Annotated in this window: 14 protein-coding genes; 6 read left to right on the top strand and 8 right to left on the bottom strand. The window is 64.3% G+C overall.

The genetic code is table 11. The features are described 5' to 3' along the window. Positions 1–178: 178 nt before the first annotated feature. A complete protein-coding gene (locus HD842_RS12725; RefSeq protein WP_308638403.1) occupies positions 179–1,492 on the bottom strand; it encodes a Xaa-Pro dipeptidase in 1,314 nt (437 codons plus the stop codon). 79 nt (positions 1,493–1,571) lie between these two features. Further along, entirely contained in the window at positions 1,572–2,189 is a 618-nt protein-coding gene (locus HD842_RS12720; RefSeq protein WP_183554935.1) for a LysE/ArgO family amino acid transporter, read from the bottom strand. Positions 2,190–2,284: 95 nt separating this feature from the next. On the opposite strand from HD842_RS12720, the gene HD842_RS12715 reads away from it, so the two are divergent. Beyond that, complete coding sequence (locus HD842_RS12715; protein ID WP_183554933.1) at positions 2,285–3,184, top strand: LysR family transcriptional regulator ArgP; 900 nt, start codon at positions 2,285–2,287, stop codon at positions 3,182–3,184. A gap of 84 nt (positions 3,185–3,268) precedes the next feature. On the opposite strand, the gene HD842_RS12710 is transcribed toward HD842_RS12715, so the two are convergent. Next, a complete protein-coding gene (locus HD842_RS12710) occupies positions 3,269–5,533 on the bottom strand; it encodes a PhoX family protein (protein WP_183554931.1) in 2,265 nt (754 codons plus the stop codon). Positions 5,534–5,768: 235 nt separating this feature from the next. Here HD842_RS12710 and HD842_RS12705 point away from each other — a divergent pair, with 235 nt between their 5' ends. Beyond that, positions 5,769–7,754, top strand: a complete 1,986-nt coding sequence (locus tag HD842_RS12705) for a PAS domain-containing hybrid sensor histidine kinase/response regulator (RefSeq protein ID WP_183554930.1) — start codon at positions 5,769–5,771, stop codon at positions 7,752–7,754. 22 nt (positions 7,755–7,776) lie between these two features. Here the strand turns inward: HD842_RS12705 and HD842_RS12700 are convergent, their stop codons facing one another. The 4 genes from HD842_RS12700 to tssE form a co-directional block, all read right to left on the bottom strand. Further along, positions 7,777–8,184, bottom strand: a complete 408-nt coding sequence (locus HD842_RS12700) for a DUF2750 domain-containing protein (RefSeq protein WP_183554928.1) — start codon at positions 8,182–8,184, stop codon at positions 7,777–7,779. Between the two features lie 75 nt (positions 8,185–8,259). Beyond that, on the bottom strand, positions 8,260–9,429 hold the full coding sequence (tssG, locus tag HD842_RS12695) for a type VI secretion system baseplate subunit TssG (protein WP_183554926.1): 1,170 nt from the start codon (positions 9,427–9,429) through the stop codon (positions 8,260–8,262). Continuing rightward, positions 9,393–11,267, bottom strand: coding sequence for a type VI secretion system baseplate subunit TssF (gene tssF, locus HD842_RS12690; RefSeq protein ID WP_183554924.1), 1,875 nt, complete (start codon positions 11,265–11,267; stop codon positions 9,393–9,395). Before tssF ends, tssG begins: the two co-directional genes overlap by 37 nt. Before the next feature lies 1 nt (position 11,268). After that, entirely contained in the window at positions 11,269–11,793 is a 525-nt protein-coding gene (gene tssE / locus HD842_RS12685; RefSeq protein WP_183554922.1) for a type VI secretion system baseplate subunit TssE, read from the bottom strand. Between the two features lie 171 nt (positions 11,794–11,964). Here tssE and tssK point away from each other — a divergent pair, with 171 nt between their 5' ends. Continuing rightward, positions 11,965–13,317: a type VI secretion system baseplate subunit TssK gene (gene tssK / locus HD842_RS12680; RefSeq protein ID WP_183554919.1), complete on the top strand. Its 1,353-nt coding sequence runs from the start codon at positions 11,965–11,967 to the stop codon at positions 13,315–13,317. 199 nt (positions 13,318–13,516) lie between these two features. Then, complete coding sequence (locus HD842_RS12675; RefSeq protein WP_183554917.1) at positions 13,517–14,047, top strand: hypothetical protein; 531 nt, start codon at positions 13,517–13,519, stop codon at positions 14,045–14,047. A gap of 79 nt (positions 14,048–14,126) precedes the next feature. On the opposite strand, the gene mqo is transcribed toward HD842_RS12675, so the two are convergent. Beyond that, entirely contained in the window at positions 14,127–15,716 is a 1,590-nt protein-coding gene (gene mqo / locus HD842_RS12670; RefSeq protein WP_183554915.1) for a malate dehydrogenase (quinone), read from the bottom strand. Positions 15,717–16,258: 542 nt separating this feature from the next. On the opposite strand from mqo, the gene HD842_RS12665 reads away from it, so the two are divergent. Both HD842_RS12665 and HD842_RS12660 read left to right on the top strand, forming a co-directional pair. Further along, entirely contained in the window at positions 16,259–16,651 is a 393-nt protein-coding gene (locus HD842_RS12665; protein WP_229424739.1) for a DUF2946 domain-containing protein, read from the top strand. Between the two features lie 121 nt (positions 16,652–16,772). Next, complete coding sequence (locus tag HD842_RS12660) at positions 16,773–18,911, top strand: TonB-dependent receptor (protein WP_183554913.1); 2,139 nt, start codon at positions 16,773–16,775, stop codon at positions 18,909–18,911. Positions 18,912–18,949: the final 38 nt, after the last annotated feature.

The raw sequence follows: 18,949 nt of genomic DNA, 5'->3' as shown, positions 1-18,949 counted from the left end.
AACAATTAGGGTCAGAGTCGAATTGTTTATCAATTTTTGAAAATAAATTGAAAATTAATTCGACTCTGACCCTAATTAAAGCTGGCACATATTCAAGTGATTCAATACTGTTGACGCTGCAACATTTACTGGCTTGATATTGGGCTATTGCTCATTAATTCTACACTGACCCTCATTGTTAGGGGGTGAGGCGTTTGACGATGAGGCCGTTCTGGATGACGACGGCGGGGGCTTCCAGCAGGCGGACGTTGACGGTTGGGTCGCCTTCGACGGCGACGAGGTCGGCGTAGCGGCCGGGTTCGATGATGCCGACGTCTTTGCGTGCCAGTGCTTCGGCGGCGTTGATGGTGGCGCTCTGGATGGCTTGCAGTGGCGTCATGCCGTACTGGACCATGATGGCGAACTGCTTGCCGTTGCCGCCGTGCGGGTGGACGCCGGCGTCAGTGCCGAAGACCATTTTCACGCCGGCCGCATGGGCGCGCTTGAAGTTCTGGCGCTGCAGTTCTGTCACTTCGCGGTCCTTGCGCAGATTGTCTTCCAGCACGCCGTTCTTCTTGCCCTCAAGCGCCGTGTAGCTGCCGTTGTAGATGTCCATCGACAGCCATGCGCCATGCTTCTTGGCCAGGGCGATGCCTTCGTCGTCGATCAGGCTGGCGTGCTCGATCGTGTTCACGCCGGCGCGGATGGCGTCCTTGATGCCGGCGGCGCCGTGCGCGTGCGCGGCGACCTGCAGGCCCCACTGGTGCGCTTCTTCGACGGCCGCGCGCAGTTCGGCGAGGTTCATTTGCTGCTGGCCCGGCTCGGTGTTGCGCGAGAAGACGCCGCCCGTGGCGCACACCTTGATGACCTGGGCACCGTACTTGCGCAGCGAGCGCACCGACTTGCGCACTTCGTCCGGACCGTCGGCGTTGTAGGGACCTTTCTGGTCCATCGATGGCGGGAAGTAGGTGCTGTCGCAGTGGCTGCCGGTCGGGCCGAACGACCAGGCGGCGGGGATGATGCGCGGGCCGCGCACCTTGCCGGCGTCGATCGCCTGGCCCAGGCCGACGTCGTTCCAGTCAGCCGAGCCGAGATTGCGCACGGTGGTGAAGCCCGCGTCGAGCGTCTTGCCCGCATGGACCACGGCCAGCGCCGACCAGAAGCGGTCGTTGTATTCGAGGTTGCTGTAGCCGCCGTAGGTGGGGTCGGCGTCGATGTGGACGTGCATGTCGATCAGGCCGGGCAGCAGCGTCATGCCGGGCAGGTCGATGCGCGTGGGGGCTTCGCCAGCGGCGACTGCGCCGCCAGCAGCCGCAGCGCCACCCACGCGCCCGATGCTGACGACTTTGCCTTCGCGCACCAGAATCTCCGGCTTGTCGATCATGCGCCCGGTTTTCACGTCCAGCAGCCGCTCGGCGCTGATGATGACGTCGGCGGCGTGTACGCCGGACCAGCCCACGGTGGCCATGCACAGGGCCATCAGTTTCAGTGCCAAACGGTTCTTGCGGTTCAAGCCAGCTCCTCGAAAATTGGATGGACAAAATGCAACTTTACACCGCCATGCACCGTGCCCATCCACTTTTTTTGCAGCCTCACCGGTCGAGCACGAGCAGCATCGCCAGCACCAGCATCACGGCGCCCGTGAGCGCCTCGATCACGCGCCACACCCCAGGGCGCGCCAGTGTCGACGCGAAGCGCCGCGCCCCCAGCCCAATCGCCGAAAACCACAACGCCGACGCCGTGATTGCCCCCAGCGCAAACGAACTGCGCTCGCTCGCCGCCAGGCTGCTGCCCACCGCCCCGAGCAGCACGACAGTATCCAGATACACGTGCGGATTGAGCAGCGACAGCGCCAGCACGGTTGCCAGCGCCGCGCCCAGCGTCTGCGCCTGCGCAGCCCCGTCGCCGGACAAGGTCGCGCCGCCACGCCAGCTGCTCGACCAGCAGCGCAGCCCGTACCAGATCAGGAATGCCGCGCCGCCGTAGCGCGCCAGCGGCATCAGGATCGGCGACGCTTCAATCAGCGCGCCCAGGCCACTGGTGCCGGCCGCAATCAGGATCGCATCGACGATGATGCACGTGGCGACCGTCGGCAGCACGTGCCGGCCCCGGACCGCGGTGCGCAGCACGTGCGCGTTCTGGGCGCCGATGCCCATGATGAGACCAGCGCCCAGGCCCAGCCCCTGAAGATAGATCTGTTGCGAGAACATGGCAGCCTTTCGTGCGAAAGCCGCCACTATTCCAGCCCACGGACTCCACTTCAATTATATTCATGATTATTCAGGCTACGTAAGAAGCGCTAATCATGAAGCTCGACCCTCGCCGCAGCGCCGCCTTCCTCGCCGCCATCGACGCCGGCAGCCTGGAAGCCGCTGCCGCCCAGCTCAGGATCACACCGTCGGCCGTCTCGCAGCGCATCTCGGCGCTGGAGCAGGACATGGGCACGCCGCTGCTGGTGCGCAGCCGGCCCTGCCGCCCGACCGCGCCCGGCGCGCGTCTGCTGCAATACCTGCGCCGCTCCACGCTGCTCGAATCGGAGTTCCTGGCCGAGATGACGGGCGACCCGGGCCCGGCGCGCGTAACGCTCGCGGTCAACAACGATACGCTGGCGACCTGGCTGCTGCCCGTGCTGGCGCCCATCCTGATCGACGAACAGCTGCTGGTCGAATTCATCCTCGATAACCAGGGCCACACGTTCTCGCTGCTCGAAGGCGGCCATGCGGTGGCCTGCATCTCGGGCGAGGCAGAGCCGATGCGCGGCTGCAGCGCGAGCCTGCTCGGCGTGATGCGCTACCGGCTGGTGGCCTCGCCCGCGTTCGCGCAGCGCTGGTTCCCGGCCGGGATCACGCGCGCCACCGCGCAGGTCGCGCCGCTGATGGTCTTCGATCGCAAGGATGCGATGCAGTCGTCGTTCCTGCTCACGCAATTCGGGCTGCCGGACGGCGCGTACCCGTTTCACTACGTGCCATCCAGCGATGCGTTCGCGGAGGCGGTGCGCCTCGGTCTGGGCTACGGCATGCTGCCGCACGAGCAGTGCGCGGCGCTGCTGCAGAGCGGCGCACTGGTCGACCTGTCGCCCGCCATCGCGCACGACGTGCCGCTGTACTGGCACGCCTGGCGCATCCAGCCCCCGCGCCTCGATCGCATGGGTGCGGCGCTGCTCAAGGCCGCGCGCGCCGCGTTGCTACCGCTCGATCAGCCTTGAACCATGCAGGCAAGCGCCACAACAAAAAAGGCCGGCTGCACAAGCAGCCGGCCCCTCAGGTCAGGCAACGATCAGATCAGGCGATCACGAACCGATACGACCACCGTCGTTCTTGGTGATGACCAGCGTTGCCGAACGCGGACGCTTGCCTGCGCCGTAGCCGGCGTTGGCTGGCCACTGGCTCGTGTACTTGGTCGGATCGCCCAGATTGGCAGCAGCCGTGGTTTCGCCCGGGTGCTGGATGTTGACGAACAGCGCCTTGCCGTCCGGCGTTTCGGCGATGCCGGTCAGCTCGCAGCCTTTCGGGCCCACCAGGAAGCGCTTGAGCGTGTCCGGCGTGGCGGCCTTGCCGACGTAGGTGTCGACGTTCAGGATCGAACCATCGGCCTTCACGTTCGGCACGGTGACCTTCTTGCCATCACCGACCGTGCCTGGCCTGCCGGCGAGCATCATGCAGTTGGTGACATCGGTGTAGGCGCCATCGTCGGTCTGGAACCAGCAGATACCGGTCGAGGCGGTGAAGGACATGCCGTCCGGGCTCGAGAAGTCCTGGTCAGCGGAGAGGCCCGACAGGTTGATCGTGCTCGCCGCGGCCGCCGCTTCGGCGCCGAACAGGTACACGTCCCAGCTGAAGGTGGTGGCGGTCGAACCAGCGGCATCTTCCTTCATGCGGATGATGTGACCGTTCGGGTTGCCCGGCTGGGCGGTGGTGCCCTTCATGTCGGTGTAGGCGCGCGGGTTGGCCGCGTCCACGCCCATCTGGCTCGAGCCGCTTGGCTCGGCGCGGCGGTTGCTGTTGTTGGTCAGCGTGTAATAGATCTCGCCGTTGGCCGGGTTGACCGAGCACCATTCAGGGCGGTCCATCTTGGTCGCGCCGACGGCATCGGCCGCCAGGCGGGCGTTGACGAACACGTCGGCCTGGTCGGCGAACTTGTAAGTGGCGTAGCCGGCAATCGCGGCATTGGCGATATTCAGTTCGATCCAGCTGCCCTTGCCGTCGGCGTTGAACTTGGCCACATACAGCTTGCCGCTGTCGAGGTATTTGTCGCCGGTGGCGATACGGTCGGCGGCGATCTCATCGGCTGGGTTCCACGGGGCAGTCGAGACGAATTTATAGATGTACTCGCCGCGCGAATCGTCACCCATATAGATGGCCAGCGGCGCGCCGGCCAGCAGGCGGCCGAAGGCGGCGCTTTCGTGGGCAAAGCGGCCCAGCGCGGTGCGTTTTTTCAGTGGACGGGTCTTGTCGTAGGCATCCATCTCGACGATGTAGCCTTCGCCGTTGAGTTCATTGCGGTAGTCATCGCTGCCGTCGACCGACGTGCCCTTCTTGCTGATGTTCCAGCGTGCGTACTTGTCGTCCGTGCCGCCCGTTTCCCAGCCGTGACGCGAAGCCGCGCCCTGCGCCACGCCGTAGCGATTGAGCGATGCGACGCTCTTGTCGCCGCGCGCCGCGTTGTCGGTGGCCGAGCGGGTGAAGTAGCCGGCCCAGTTTTCTTCGCCCGACAGATAGGTGTTCCATGGCGTGCGGCCGGTGCCGCAGTTGTTGAGCGTGCCGCGGAACTTGGTGCCGTCCGGCGAGTACTTGGTCTTGACCAGCGCATTGCCGCGCACCGGGCCCGAAATCTGGACCTCGGTCTGCTGGTGCACGCGGCGGTTGAAGTTCGAATTCTGCAGGTATTCCCACTTGCCGTTGGTGGTGCGCACTTCGACGATGGACAGGCCGTGCAGCGCCATCTCCTTGTCGACTTCCAGCGCCGGGCGCGGCAGCGTATTGGTGCCGCCATTGGCGTGCACGAAGAACGAGGCCAGGCCTTCGTTGGTGGTCGCTTCGTGGTTCATGGCCAGCAGGCCGCGCGTCACGCCGGTGGTCGAGACGGCGCCATCGGCGGACAGCGAGAAGAATTCCATGCCGTCGTGGTGGTCGCCCGCGCGGTTCTCGAAATCGGTGTCGGTGCCGTCGTTCTTGTAGGCAGCGGTGCTGCTGGTGAGCGGATCGCCCAGTGCGTAGATCACGCTGGCGGTATAACCGGCCGGGACGACGACGGTGTCAGCCAGGCTCTTGCCGACGGCGGTGAAGCCGAGCAGCTTTTCGACTGGCGGCGGCGGCGGCGTGTTGCCGACTGGTGCCGGGGCCGTCGCGACAGGATCATCATCCGAACCGCCGCACGCGGTCAGGCCGAAGGTGCTCAGCAGCGCGGTGGCGGCCGTGGCGGCGCCGCCGCGCAGCATGTTGCGGCGGCTCAGGCGGGCGTTCATGACAGTGCTGAATTGCTCGTTCGACGAAGTATTCAGGTCGATATCGTCATGGTCGATGCCATGGCGGGCGAGATCGGTCGGCTTGTTCACGGGATGGATCCTGTATTTGTTGTAGGGATAAGGGAAAGCCCGTGAATAGTAGTAAGGCAAGATGACGCCGGCGTGACAGTTTGGTCACAGTTTGATGACATGAGGGGGGAATACGCCCATTCCGGATGCACGACGTATGCATCATTACTGCAAGGTCACGCCGATCTGGGTAAAATTTCCTGTTGAAATTGTTTTAACGTTCTCCAAGTCTGGAGACATAGCCGGAAGGTCACACATGCAGGAACCCCGCGACACCATGCCGGCACAGGACGCCGTCTCCTTCGGCTGGGCATTGTTCGAAGCCATCCCCGACTGCGTGAAACTGCTCGACACGGATGGCACGATCCTCGCAATGAACTGCAATGGCCGCAGCGCGATGGAAATCGACGATGCCGAGCTGCTGCATGGCCAGCCCTGGATGGCGTTCTGGCCGGCCGCGTCCCACGACGCCGTGCGCGCGGCGCTCGAGACGGCGCGTGCCGGCGGCACCGGTCATCTCGTTGCCGCCTGTCCCACCGCCAAAGGCACGCCCAAATGGTGGGACGTGATGGTCACCCGCACTGCCAGCGGCGACGGCCTGCGCGCCCATCTGCTCGTGATTTCGCGTGACATCACGCAGCAGCGCAATGCCAGCGAGGAGCGCGAACAGCTGCTGCACCAGCTGCAGGCCGCGAACATCGAAAGCAGACGGGTGGTCGAGCAGCTGCGCGCCAGCGAAGAGCGCTACCGCACCCTGTTCGACTCGGTCGATGAAGGCTTCTGCATTTTCGAGATGCTGTTTGACGACGCGAACCGGCCCATCGACTACCGCTTCCTCGAGATGAACCCGACCTTCCAGGCGCACACCGGCCTGAAAGACGCCGTGGGCCGCACCGCGCGCGAGATGCTGCCGGGGCTCGACGACTTCTGGTTCGACACCTATGGCCGCGTGGCGCTCACGGGTGAACCGGTGCGCTTCGAGAACGAGGCGCCGGCCATGAACCGCTGGTTCGATGTCTACGCAACCCGCATCGGCGGTGCGGACAGCCGCAAGGTGGGACTGCTGTTCAACGACATCTCGGCGCGCAAGCAGTCCGAATCGACGCTGCGGCGCCTGGCCGACGACCTGGCCGAGGCCGACCGCCGCAAGACCGAATTTCTGGCCACGCTGGCGCACGAGCTGCGCAACCCGCTGGCGCCGATCAGGAACGGCCTGTCGGTCATGCGCATGAGCGGCGACAATCCGGCAGCCATGGCAAAGGTGCGCGACATGATGGAGCGCCAGGTCGGCCACATGGTGCGCCTGATCGACGACCTGCTCGACATCGCCCGCATCAGCGGCGGCAAGCTGGAACTCAAGCGCCAGCGCACCGACCTGGCCGCCATCCTGGCCAGCGCAGTCGAAACGAGCATGCCGCTGATCGAGGCAGGCCAGCATGCATTCACGCTCGACGTGCCCGATGCGGTCCTGCCGGTCGATGCCGACGCCACCCGCATCGCGCAGGTCGTGGCGAATCTGCTCAATAACGCGGCCAAGTACACGCCACCGGGCGGGCAGATCGCCCTGTCGGCGCAGCGCGATGGTCTTGATGCCGTGATCACGGTGCGCGACAGTGGCGTGGGCATCGCGGCGGATGCACTGGCCGGCGTGTTCGAGATGTTCAGCCAGATCGGCCGCACGGTCGACCGCTCGCAGGGCGGGCTGGGCATCGGCCTGTCGCTGGTGCGGCGCCTGGTGGAGATGCATGGCGGCTCGGTTGCCGCCACCAGCGCCGGCGCCAATGCCGGCAGCATCTTCACGGTGCGCCTGCCATTGGCCGCCGAGGCAGTACAGGCCGCGCCCGCGCCAGGCGAACCTGCGCCAGCGCTTGATAACGCGGCGGGTGGCCTGAAGGTGCTGGTGGTAGACGACAACGTCGATGCCGCCGTGACGCTGTCGATGATCCTGGAGATGTCGGGCTACACGGCAAAGGTGGCGCACGACGGCTACGAGGCGCTGGCCGTCGCGCAGACGTTTGGTCCGCGCGTGGCGTTTCTGGACATCGGCATGCCGGGCATGAGCGGCTACGAGACGGCGCGTGCGATCCGCGCCACGCCGGGCCTGGAAGACATCGTGCTGGTAGCGCTGACCGGCTGGGGCGCCGAGAGCGATCGCCAACGCTCGAACGAGGCGGGGTTTGACCACCACCTGACCAAACCGGTGCAGCTCGACGTGGTCGAGGCGCTGCTGGCGGGCCTGTAATGCCGGCGCCGCGCCGGGCCAGTCAGTTGCGGCGCAGTTCGTCCTCGAGGTCGCCAATCAGCTGCGCCACGGTGGGCGTGATGCCCTTGTCGCCCGGCGTATAGAACACGCCCGGCAGTACGCTGTCTTCTTCAAGCTGCGGCAGCAGTTCTTCGATCAGTTCTTCCAGCGAGAACGCCTGCGCGTCGTAGCCGTCCCATTCGAATTCGGCGCACAGCGTGGCGTATTCGTTGGCCGGCCACATCGGAAACACGAGGGTGCCGTCGTCCGTTTTGGCCAGCGCCCAGCCGTCCTGGTACAGGCCCCATACTTCGCGCGCCTCGGCCGCGCGCCGGATGAAATACTCGTAGCGTTCCGGTCCCGCCAGCGTCACGACGGCCGCCAGCTGCTGGCCGCCCAGCTTGATCGCCGAGATGATCTGTTCGCTCATCACCACTCCAGTCCATCGAGGCGTGATGCCCCACAGCCGTCAGGATACGCCATCGGGATGCACGGGGTGCGTTTGTCACCTAACGAACGGCTGCGACGTGGCGGACGGTGTCTTGACGACCGGGGGCGGTGTGGCATGCAGGTCGTAGCGCACATCGTGCCGGTCGCACGGCGGCGCATCGAGCACCAGAAAGGCGTCCCAGCCCAGCCGGCCCGGACTGACGGCGTCCAGCGTGGTGTTGTGGACATCGGCCGCGCGCAGCACCAGCTCGACTTCGTATTCGAGGGCGACGCCGGTAAACAGCGCCAGCACGCTCTTGAGCGCGCGCGCGGCAAGCCCGCCCGGCAGAAAAGCCTGGAAGCCCGCATGCGCGAGCGGCCCGACGATCAGGCGCAGGCGCAGCGTGCGCTGCCAGACGCGCGCGCCGGCCAGCGCGCGCGTACCGAGAACGGCGCTGTCGTGGCCCAGCATCGATTGCTGCGCGGCCGGGATGTCGTACCAGGCGCCGATGAATTGTTCGGCCACGATCGGCTGACCGAAATATTCCGACAGCACGCGCGCGAGCTGCACGGCCGACACCGGCCGGTGCCGGACCGACGCCGCAAAATAGCCGATCGATTCATCCAGCACGGCGCCGTCGCCCAAGTCGCTCAGGCGCCGCCGCAACGCCGCGTCACCCAGCCCGGCAAGGCTCATCAACAGGGGCAGGAACGTATCCTGGCCATCGAGCTGGTACCTCAAAGGCAGACGGTACTTGCGCCAGGCTTCGTAGAACAGCGCCAGCGAGCGGTTCGAGAACGCATCCAGGAATGCGCGCGGGCCGTCGTCTTCTTCCTCGTTCTTGTGGTGCGCCTGGTGCGCGGCGATGCGTTCGGTGTAATGCGCTGGCAGCACGCCGTTGCAGCCCAGTAGACCCATGAAGGCCGGCGTCAGGTGCACATGGCGCAGCGTGCCTTCCTGCACGGCGTCGGCCAGCGCTGCGGCGTCGATCGGCAGCGCGAACGGCATGCCGATCGACAGGTCGCGCACATCGGCATGGATGCTTTCGAGCTGGCTGGCCGGAAAACCCAGCGACACCGAGTTCTGGAAGCGCAGCATGTCGGCCACCAGCCCGTGCGCCGGCTTGCCGCGACGCCGCAGCCACAACTCGAGCACCTGCACCGCCTGGAAGAAATCGAAGCGCCACGGCTCGCGGAACAGCTGCTCGATTACAGCAGACTCAGATCGCCGCTTCGGGGTGCGCATCGCAGCAGTTCCTCGGACGATTGATGGGACACGATCACCAGCTGGGTAAAGCTGTTGGCGTGCACGTACAGCGCCAGGAAGCGTTCGATGACGTGGGCGAAGAGATGGATGCCGCTGCCGACGAACGCTTCTTCGTCGATACTGAGCCGCACCTCGATCCCGCGCACCAGGCAATTGAAGGGATTACCGGACAACCAGGCGCTGGCGGGCGTGTAGGCAATCGCGAGGATGCCGCCGATCTGGCGCGTCGACGCGGCCGAACGGGGCACGTCGTGCAGCGCCAGCATTTCGCGAAACGCGTCGACACCGCCATCGGCCAGCGACAGGTGGTTCAGCGACAGCAGCGAGATCAGGCGCCACTGCGCGCTGCGGCCGCGTGCGAAGCGCCAGGTGCGCGTCGGCTTGCGCAGGAACGTGATGGCGCGCGTGCCCGAGCCCCCTTCCGTGAACAGGTCGCCCCCTGCCTGGCCATACGGCAGCAGCGACGGCAGGTCGCGGTTGGTGCAGGTCAGTTCGAGATTGAGCGTGGTCTTTTCGACCTTAGCGGGATCGAAGTCGATGTCGACGATCGTGATCTGCGTTTCGAAGCCGGGGCTGCGTTCGGCCAGCGCTTCATCGCGCGCCATGGCCCAGTAGTGGCCATTGTGCTGCGGCGTCTGCGCATGCTTGAGCGAGTAAAACGGCTGGAACTTGATGATCGTTTCGCCCTGCGCCGTCTGGCGCACCATATTGACGTCGTTGATCGCATTGACCTCGTAGCCATAGGCGCGGCGCCCGTCGGCCAGCACCGGGTAATTGGCCTTGGCGTGGGTCAGCTGGATCGGTTCGCCGCGCTGGGGGAACAGATTGATCACCGGCGTGCAGCCGGTAAGCAGGTTATTGGTCGAGAGGGTGCCGAGCATGCGCGCCAGGTTCGAGTCGCTGCGAATGCCGGCCAATGCCAGGTGCACCGTCAGCGCGCGTGTGCCGCGGGGCAGGGCGGCCGTCAGCATGGCCAGGTCGAGATCGACGAAGTTGAATTTCTCGGGAAAGCAGAAGTACTCGGTCAGCAGGCGATACGCCGCATGCGAGCGCGCCGGGAAATCGATCAGCGCCTCGTCGTCGCCAAAGCCGGCGCTGCGTACCGGCAGCGCTGGCAGCGCGATCCAGTGCCCGCCATCGGCCTGCACGTAGGCGGCCACTGTGCGCACCAGCAGTGCGTCGCGCAGCGCGGCGCACAGCGACGGCTCGCCATCGAGGAACAGGCGCAGCGCCGGCAGCGCCAGCGCATCGAGTCCGCGCCCGTCGCAGGTGATGGCCACGCGCACGCTGATGCTGGCCGTGGCGCCGGCCGGCAAGCGCACCGTGTCGGGCGCGCCGATGATCGGGGAGAACGCCGCGCGCGTGATGGCCAGCGGCGCGACCGTCACCGGATACACGGTGCGAAACGTGCATTCCACACCGCGCACGGGCCGCGTGTTGAATGCGGCGCCGCGCCCGATCGTCGTCACGCTCGTCTGCTGGGCGGCAGCAGCGCCGGTGGCGGCGGCGTCGGTGCTGGCGGTGATGGCGGGGCCGAGCTGCGCGATCGAGCACGATGGAAAAGGGCGCAGATAGTGCGGGTAGAGCACGCCGAACAGCGCTTCAGTGAACTCGGGATAATCGTCGTCGAGGCGCCGGGCAATGCGCGCGTTGAGAAAGGCGAACGACTGGATCATGCGTTCGGTGTGCGGGTCTTCGCAGACTTCACCGCTGATCAACAGGCGCCCGGCGACGCGCGGATAGCGTTCGGCGAATTCACGCAGGTTGTGGCGCAGGTAGGCCAGTTCGCTTTCGTAATACGGCAGGAGCTGGTCCATCTCAGGTCTCCTTCACCGGCGACGCCGCTGTTGCCATTGCTGCTGCTGCGCGGCCGGCCTTGCGGATGCTGTACTGGAGCGTGGACGGCTGCAGCACGGCGTCGAAGTTGACCGGCTCCTGCGACACGCTCCCCACCAGCACCGCCGTGATTGAAAAGCTCAGGCGATTGATCGACGGGCCGGCCGCCTCGTCGCGCAGCGCCAGCTGCGCCTTCACACCGGTCAGGCGCGGCTCATGGCGCGTGATGGCCGCTTCGATGCAGGCGCAGATATGGGCTCGGTCCGAAGGGCTCGAGAGCGAGCGGTCGGCGAAATCGCACAGGCCGTAGTCGACCATCGACGTCTTGCATTCGGTGTAGCCGGCAAGTTCGCCTTCCTGGATGATCGAGCGCGTGTTCAGGAGCGCTTCGAGGTCGCGCGCCACCGCATCCTTCAACTCGTCGACATTCAGGCGCACGACGACAACGCCCTGGCGTACCGGCTGGCCGAGCAGACGGTCGAACAGATCCGGCGTGTATCCCTTCATGGAGTGTTCCTTCGCGATGGCGCTGGGAGAGGGCGTGCGGAATGTTGCGTGGTGAAAACCAAACGCATGTTGCCATGCGGTTCGTCGCCAAACGTTGATGAACTTCACGTGGGCAACTCTATGTCGTCGTTATTGTTTCTTTCCGGCCATAACAACTGGGAAGACAGCACCATGACGAGCAAAGTTCTCTGGGGCGAAGGTCTGCTGCTGCGCCCCCAGCACTTCCAGCGCCAGGATGCGTACCACGAGCATTGCCTGTTCAAGAGCGTCAAGGCGGCCCATCCGTATGCCTGGGGCGTCGAGCTGTGCGAGATCGACCGCGAGGCGCTGGCCAGCAGCATGCTGCGCGTGACCGGGCTGGCGCTGCGCTTCCAGGATGGCGAGCTGTACGAGGCGCCCGGCAGCGACGAGCTGCCCGCCACGATCGACCTCAGCACGCTGGCGCAAACGGTGCAGGCAGTGACGTATTACGCGGCGCTGCCGGGCCTCAAACCCTTCAATGCCAACTTCGTGCAGCCGGGGCAGGCCGCAACGTCGGCCGACAACGCGGCGCGCTTCATGCAGGCGAACCTGGAAGCGCCCGACCTGTTCACGCAGGCTGCGCCGGTGCAGCTGGCCTATCTGCGGCGCGCGCTGCGGCTGGTGGCCGAGTTCGAGCCGCGCGACGCCTACATCCATTTTCCGCTGCTGCGCGTGCGGCGCACGCCCACCGGTGGCTTCGAGCCCGATCCTGCCCTGGTGCCGCCGGCCCTGTCAGTGGGCGCGTCACCGGTGCTGTTCCAGGGTTTGCGGCGCCTGCTCGACGCGCTGCAGGCCAAGGTCGGCGCGCTGTACGGCCACCACCGTGAACCGACCCGCAACGTGATCGAATTTCGCTCGGGCGACATGTCGTCGTTCTGGCTGCTGCACACGGCCAGTTCAGCCTACGCGGCGCTGACGCACCACTTCCATCATCCGGCGCTGCATCCCGAGCGCCTGTTCCAGTCACTGCTGGACGTGGCGGGCGGCCTGATGACGTTCTCGAAGAGCTGGACCCTGGCCGACCTGCCGGCCTACCAGCATGGCGACCCTGGCCCGGCGTTTGCGAAGCTGCACATGATCATCCGCGAACTGCTCGACACGGTCATCTCGGCCAAGTACTTCGGCATCATGCTCAACGAGGTGCGCCCGTCATACCACATCGGGATGCTCGACTCCGGCAAGATCGACGACGACACCACGTTCTATATCGCGGTATCGGCCGACATCGCAGCGCTCGAACTGATCGAGATCGTGCCGCTGCGCTTCAAGGTGGGCGCGCCGGACGACGTCGAGAAGTTCGTGCTCTCGGCGCTGCCCGGCGTGCGCCTGCAGTATTCGCCGCAGCCGCCGGCCGCCATCCCCGTGCGGCCCGAAACCTGTTACTTCAGCCTCGAATCGAAAGGGCCGATGTTCGAACGCATGCTCAAGGCGCAGTCGATCTCGATCTATGCGCCGGAAGGCTTGAGGGAACTCAAGCTGGAATTGCTGGCCGTGATGGCGTGATGGGGCGCTGCCGACCTGGTGGGGATAAACCTGTGGATAAGTCTGAATACTCAGCCGTGCCCTGTATGGACGGTGTTCTTGCACCAGCAACGGCGCAACACATCGCTGCTTTTTGGCGGCTAATTTAATTCTCGGTGGAAACTCTCGCGTATGATAAACGCCTCCTCCTCTTACGATTTGACGCGCAATGACCACTGCCATGGCCACCCCACCAAAGGCCGAAATGCCCCCAGCCCTGCTCGCTGAGCTGAGTGCCTGGGCCCAACAGTATGCACACGACGCCGGCGCCGGTCTGCGCGACGCGCTGGCAACAGCCGACAGCGAGAAACTTTCGCTGCAGGCCGACCTGGACGAAGCCCAGGCCGCGCGCGACCATGCCCAGTCGATGGCAGCAGAACGCGACGAAGAAATCCAGCGCCTGACGGCCGAGCTGCGCAATGCACGCCAGATCGCCACCGACGCCCTGGTCGGCAAGGCCAAGGACCAGCTGGCCATCGACGGCAAGGATGCGCAACTGGTCGATCTGCGCCAGCAGCTCGAACGCAATGTGACGGCCACGGCAGCCGAGTCGGATGCGCGCCTGCAGGCCCAGATGGACCTGATCGGCGCCACGACCGAGCGCGACAACCTGATGGGCGAGCTGAAGGATCTGCAGACCAAACTCGACACCTCGCGCACCGAGCGCAGCGCGTTGCGGGCCGAGCTCGAAGCGCTGCGTTCACGCAAATAACACCATCTGCAGCGCACAATGACAAAGGCCCCGGCGCTGTGAAGCACCGGGGCCTTTGTGGTTATTACGACGGTGTTGCTTACTCTTGCGATGCGGCCGTCACGTCGAGCGTGAAGGCTTTCAGGCCCAGGACAGCGCTGCTCTGCTGACGGATCTGGTTGGCATACGCTGCATCACCGTTGAGCTTGCGGCCGTACGAAGGGATCATTTCCTTCATCTTGGCTTGCCACTCCGGCGTGGCCAGCTTGTCCTTGAACGACGACGCTGCAATCACTTTCAGCATGATCGGCGCAGCGGTCGAGGCGCCTGGCGACGCGCCCAGCAGAGCAGTGACCGAACCGTCGTTCGATGCCACGACTTCGGTACCGAACTGCAGCAGGCCGCCCTTGGCCGGATCGTCCTTGACGATCTGCACGCGCTGACCTGCGTTGACCAGTTTCCAGTCTTCTTTCTTCGCTTCCGGCAGGTACTCACGCAGGGTTGCCACGCGGTCTTCCTGCGACTGCATCACTTGCTCGACCAGGTACTTGGTCAGCGGGATGTTGTCGATACCGGCTTGCACCATCGGACGCACGTTGCCGGTGTTGACCGATGCTGGCATGTCGATCCACGAACCATTTTTCAAGAACTTGGTCGAGAACGTCGCGAACGGGCCAAACAGCAGGGCTTTCTTGCCGTCGATGACCCGGGTGTCCAGGTGAGGAACCGACATTGGCGGCGAACCGACCGATGCCTTGCCATACACCTTGGCGTTGTGCGCCTCGACCAGCGCCTGGTTGGTCGTGACGAGCCACTGGCCACCGACCGGTACGCCACCGAAACCCTTGGCTTCAGGAATGCCCGTCTTTTCCAGCAGTGGCAGTGCGCCGCCGCCAGCGCCGATGAACACGAATTTGGTGCTCACGGTCGAGACCTTGTTGTCCGCCAGGTTCTTGACGGTGACGTTCCACAGACCGTTTTCGCCGCGCTTGATGTCTTCGACCTGGGTACGCAGGTTCAGCGTCATCCCGTGGGTGCCGGTCAGGTGCTTGACCATGCTGCGGGTCAGGGCGCCGAAGTTGACGTCGGTACCGATTTCCATGCGGGTGGCAGCCACTTTCTGCGCTGCGTCGCGGCCATTCATGACCAGCGGCGCCCACTTGCGGATCTGTTCCTGGTCTTCGCTATACAGCATGCCCTTGAACAGGTTTTCCTTCTGCAGTGCGGCGTAACGCTTGCGCAGGAAATTGATGTTGTCGTCACCCCAGACAAAGGCCATGTGCGGCACATTGTTGATGAAGCTCTGCGGCGCGCCAAGGTACTGCTTCTGCACCTGGTAGGCCCAGAACTGCTTCGACACTTCGAACTGCTCGTTGATGTCGACCGCCTTCTTGGTGTCGATGGTACCGTCCGGCATTTCCGGCGTGTAGTTCAGCTCGGCGAAACCGGAGTGACCGGTGCCGGCGTTGTTCATGGCATCCGAACTTTCGGCCGAAACCGAGTCCATGCGTTCGTACATCTGGATCGTCAGTTCCGGATCGAGTTCCTTGAGCATCGTCCCGAGCGTGGCGCTCATGACGCCGGCACCGATCAGGACAACGTCAACCGGCTTGTCATTGGATGGAGCGGGCGCTTTCGAGCACGAAGCAACGACGAAGCAAGAAAGGACGACTAATAGCGAGTTGCGCATACGAGTATCACCTGAAAAAATGTGTGCGATGGCCTGGCATGCAACATCTGATTTAAAAATTCGACGGCTCGGTAGTGGCGCATTCCGGAAGCAACAGGAAGCGCCATTAGAGAACGGGTTGTCGGGATCTGTCGCGGCAATCCACCGCAACAAGCCTCGACAACCGACGCAATAGCAACGGCGATGCATTGCTGCGATCGGGTCTCGATCGTGGCGGCATCGCGGGTTGGCAAACAAGGATATAACGCGTTGACAGGAGTGTCAGGCGGGCCAGTCAATATCCCGGGCGTCCATCGAAACTGGGGGTAACTCTTGTATAGGAGTTCGGTAAGTATAGCCCAAACAAAGTAGCCTTGCTTGGGGCTGGCCCCCTTAAAAGGCCGTCTCAGTATTCAAGCGGTAGCGTTCTGCGTACTACTACTGAGGCGGTGGCGCGACGTTTGTGCGGTGGGTTTGTTGAGGTGCGCGATGCAGGTTTCAGCGGCTTCGGGACAAGGAATGAATAGATACTTTCTGTCCATCCCCACTGCTATAATTTCAGTATGCAAATGGAAAGAATGACGCGTCACTTTGCCGCCTGGATCGCATGCATTGCGATGCTGTTTGCTGCATTGGCGCCGTCGATGTCCCATGCAATGGCTGTCGCGTCGGGTGATACCTGGACTGAAATTTGCAGCATGGGTAGCACCCGATTCGTCAAGGTCGCTTCAACGACAGGCGACGTTTCCGATCACGCTCCATCCGATGCTGGACATGTCGACCATTGCCCGCTGTGTGCGACGCACGCAGGCTCGTTCGCCTTGCCACCGGGTGCGGGATATTCCATCCCCCTGATCGACACCCAACAAACCCATTCCTTCCTGTTCTTCCAATCGCCCTATCCGCTGGCGATCTGGAAGCGCGCGCAAGCACGCGCGCCTCCTCTGCGCTCCTGATCTTCTGCAGCAGTTCGACGTGAAGCCTTGCGCAAGCGCGTGCTTTGCTTCGCCTACTTAAATTTGCCGACCATGCGTCCATCGCATGGTCGGCTCAGGTCAATACGAGAGAGAGATCCCCATGAAAAAAACACGCTACACATCCACCATGCACGCCACAGCCAGCGTCGTCCTGCTGGGACTGACGATTGTCGCTGGTACGCCTGCCGTTGCGCAGGCCGACGAGATAACGACGCGCACGCCAATCGTGATTGTGTCGGGCCACGCATTGCCCGATGGCCAGCGCGCCGGCACGCTGGCCATCGGGACGAACGGTTCATCGATGGACGTGCCGTTTTCCGTCGACAGCATCGATGGCGAGCGCGTACGCGACCAGGCAGGCACCACGCTGCAAGACGCGCTACGCAATATTCCCGGGGCGCAGGCCGATTCAGGTTTCAACGGGGCGCATACACAGTTTTTCATCTTGCGTGGTGCGGTTGCCGATAGCAGTACGGGCTCGAACCGTATCTTGCGCGACGGCGTGCGCCTGTCGAACTACCCGTATGTGCCGGCCTTCATCGACAGCGTGGATGTGCTGCGCGGCCCGGGGTCGGCGGTGGGCGTGCGCAGCGAACCCGGCGGCACGGTCAATCTCGTGACACGCCAGCCAACGATGGCCAATGCCGGCGCCGTGCTGGTAGCGGCGGGAGAGCATGCCGCGCGCGAGTACACCGCCGACCTGAACCGCATCCTGTCGGCGGAAGATGCCCTGGCAGCGCGCATCATCGTGACGCGCTCAGATGCGAGCCAGTGGCGCCATGTCCCCGATCGACTGGAGGCGGTCAAGCTGGGCATCGCACAGGGAGACGGGCGCCGTTATCGCTTGCGCGCCGGTGTCGAGGCCATCAACCAGACCTATCGCCCCGACTACGGCATCCCCGCAGTCGATGGGCGCCCGGTGGCCATTCCCCGCGACCGCCAGTTCGGTGAACCATTCGGCGATTCGACAACGAAGAATCGCATCATCGATCTGCACGGCGACTTCGCGATCACCGACGCTACCAAGGTTGCCGTCGATGTGACCCATCTGGCAGCACACGCGACGTCGATCAAGAATCTGTTGAACGGCGCGCCGTTGGCGGGGCAGCCAGCCGGCACGTACGCCAGGGTGTCAGCCTTGGAGCCTGCTACCAAACGACGGATCGACAGCATCGCCATGTCGCTGACCAGCAAGCAAGAACTGGCCGGCATCACCCACAAGCTGTTCTTCGGGCTGGACAGGTACAAGGAGACGCTCGACCAGCCTGCCTTGACTGTCCCGGCAGCGACCAGCCCGCCGATCAATGTCTACCTACCCGTATTCGGCCGCGTAACTGCGCCGCCAGCAGGCGTGGTGTTACCGCGTTCGCGCACGAACGAAGATCTGACCTCGCTTGCTGCCTCTGCGCAAGACCAGATCGATCTTGCTGCCTGGTCGCTCGTGGCGGGCCTGCGCTACACGGACCAGCAGTTCATGTTTGGCGCCGCGGGCACGCTGCCAGTGGACGAGTCCCGCTGGTCGCCGAAACTGGGTGTGCTGTACCGCGTATCGGCACAGCACACCCTGTACGCCAATATCGCGTCCGGCATGTCGCCAAACCAGGTGTCGTCGTCATCGAACCGGTCGCTGCCTTCGCGCGTTTCCAGGCAAATGGAAATGGGTTGGAAATCGCTGTGGCTGGAAGGGCTGTTGATGGGGGATATCGCCCTGTACCGTCTGCAGCAGACCAATATGATTTCGGCCGATCAGAGCACGCCGGCAAATAATTTCGACTTCACTGTCGACGGCTCGGCAAGGTCACAGGGCATCGAGGCATCGCTGACCGGATCGGTCACCGCGAACCTGGACGTTGCGGCAACCTATGCGTACACGGACGCTGCCTATCGCCAGAATGCCGTATATGGCGGCAAGCGTGTGCCCAACGTGGCCCGCCATGCCATGACCTTGTGGGGCCAGTATCGCTGGAACGACGCCTGGAAAACCGGTGCGGGCCTTTATTTGCAAGGTGCGCGCTTTGCCGATGAGGCAAACGGCACGACACTGCCGGGCTACGGCCGCTTCGACGCCACACACACCTGGGCCAGAAAGCTCGGGCAAGGCCAGTCGATCGAGGTGCAACTGGCACTACGCAATGCGTTCAACCAGCATTATTTCGTGTCGAGCCACTTGCATGTATCGCGCTGGATCATGCCGGGCGAGGGGCGCAACGTCAGGTTGACTGGTACTTACCGGTTCTGACCGGGTTGGCCCGCATTGAATCCGGTGGATGCGGGCAC

The organism is Massilia aurea (assembly GCF_014200505.1).
In the GTDB taxonomy this organism is placed as follows: domain Bacteria; phylum Pseudomonadota; class Gammaproteobacteria; order Burkholderiales; family Burkholderiaceae_D; genus Telluria; species Telluria aurea_B.
Note: the sequence above shows the minus strand (reverse complement) of the source record. Positions and strands in the feature narration are given on the sequence as shown.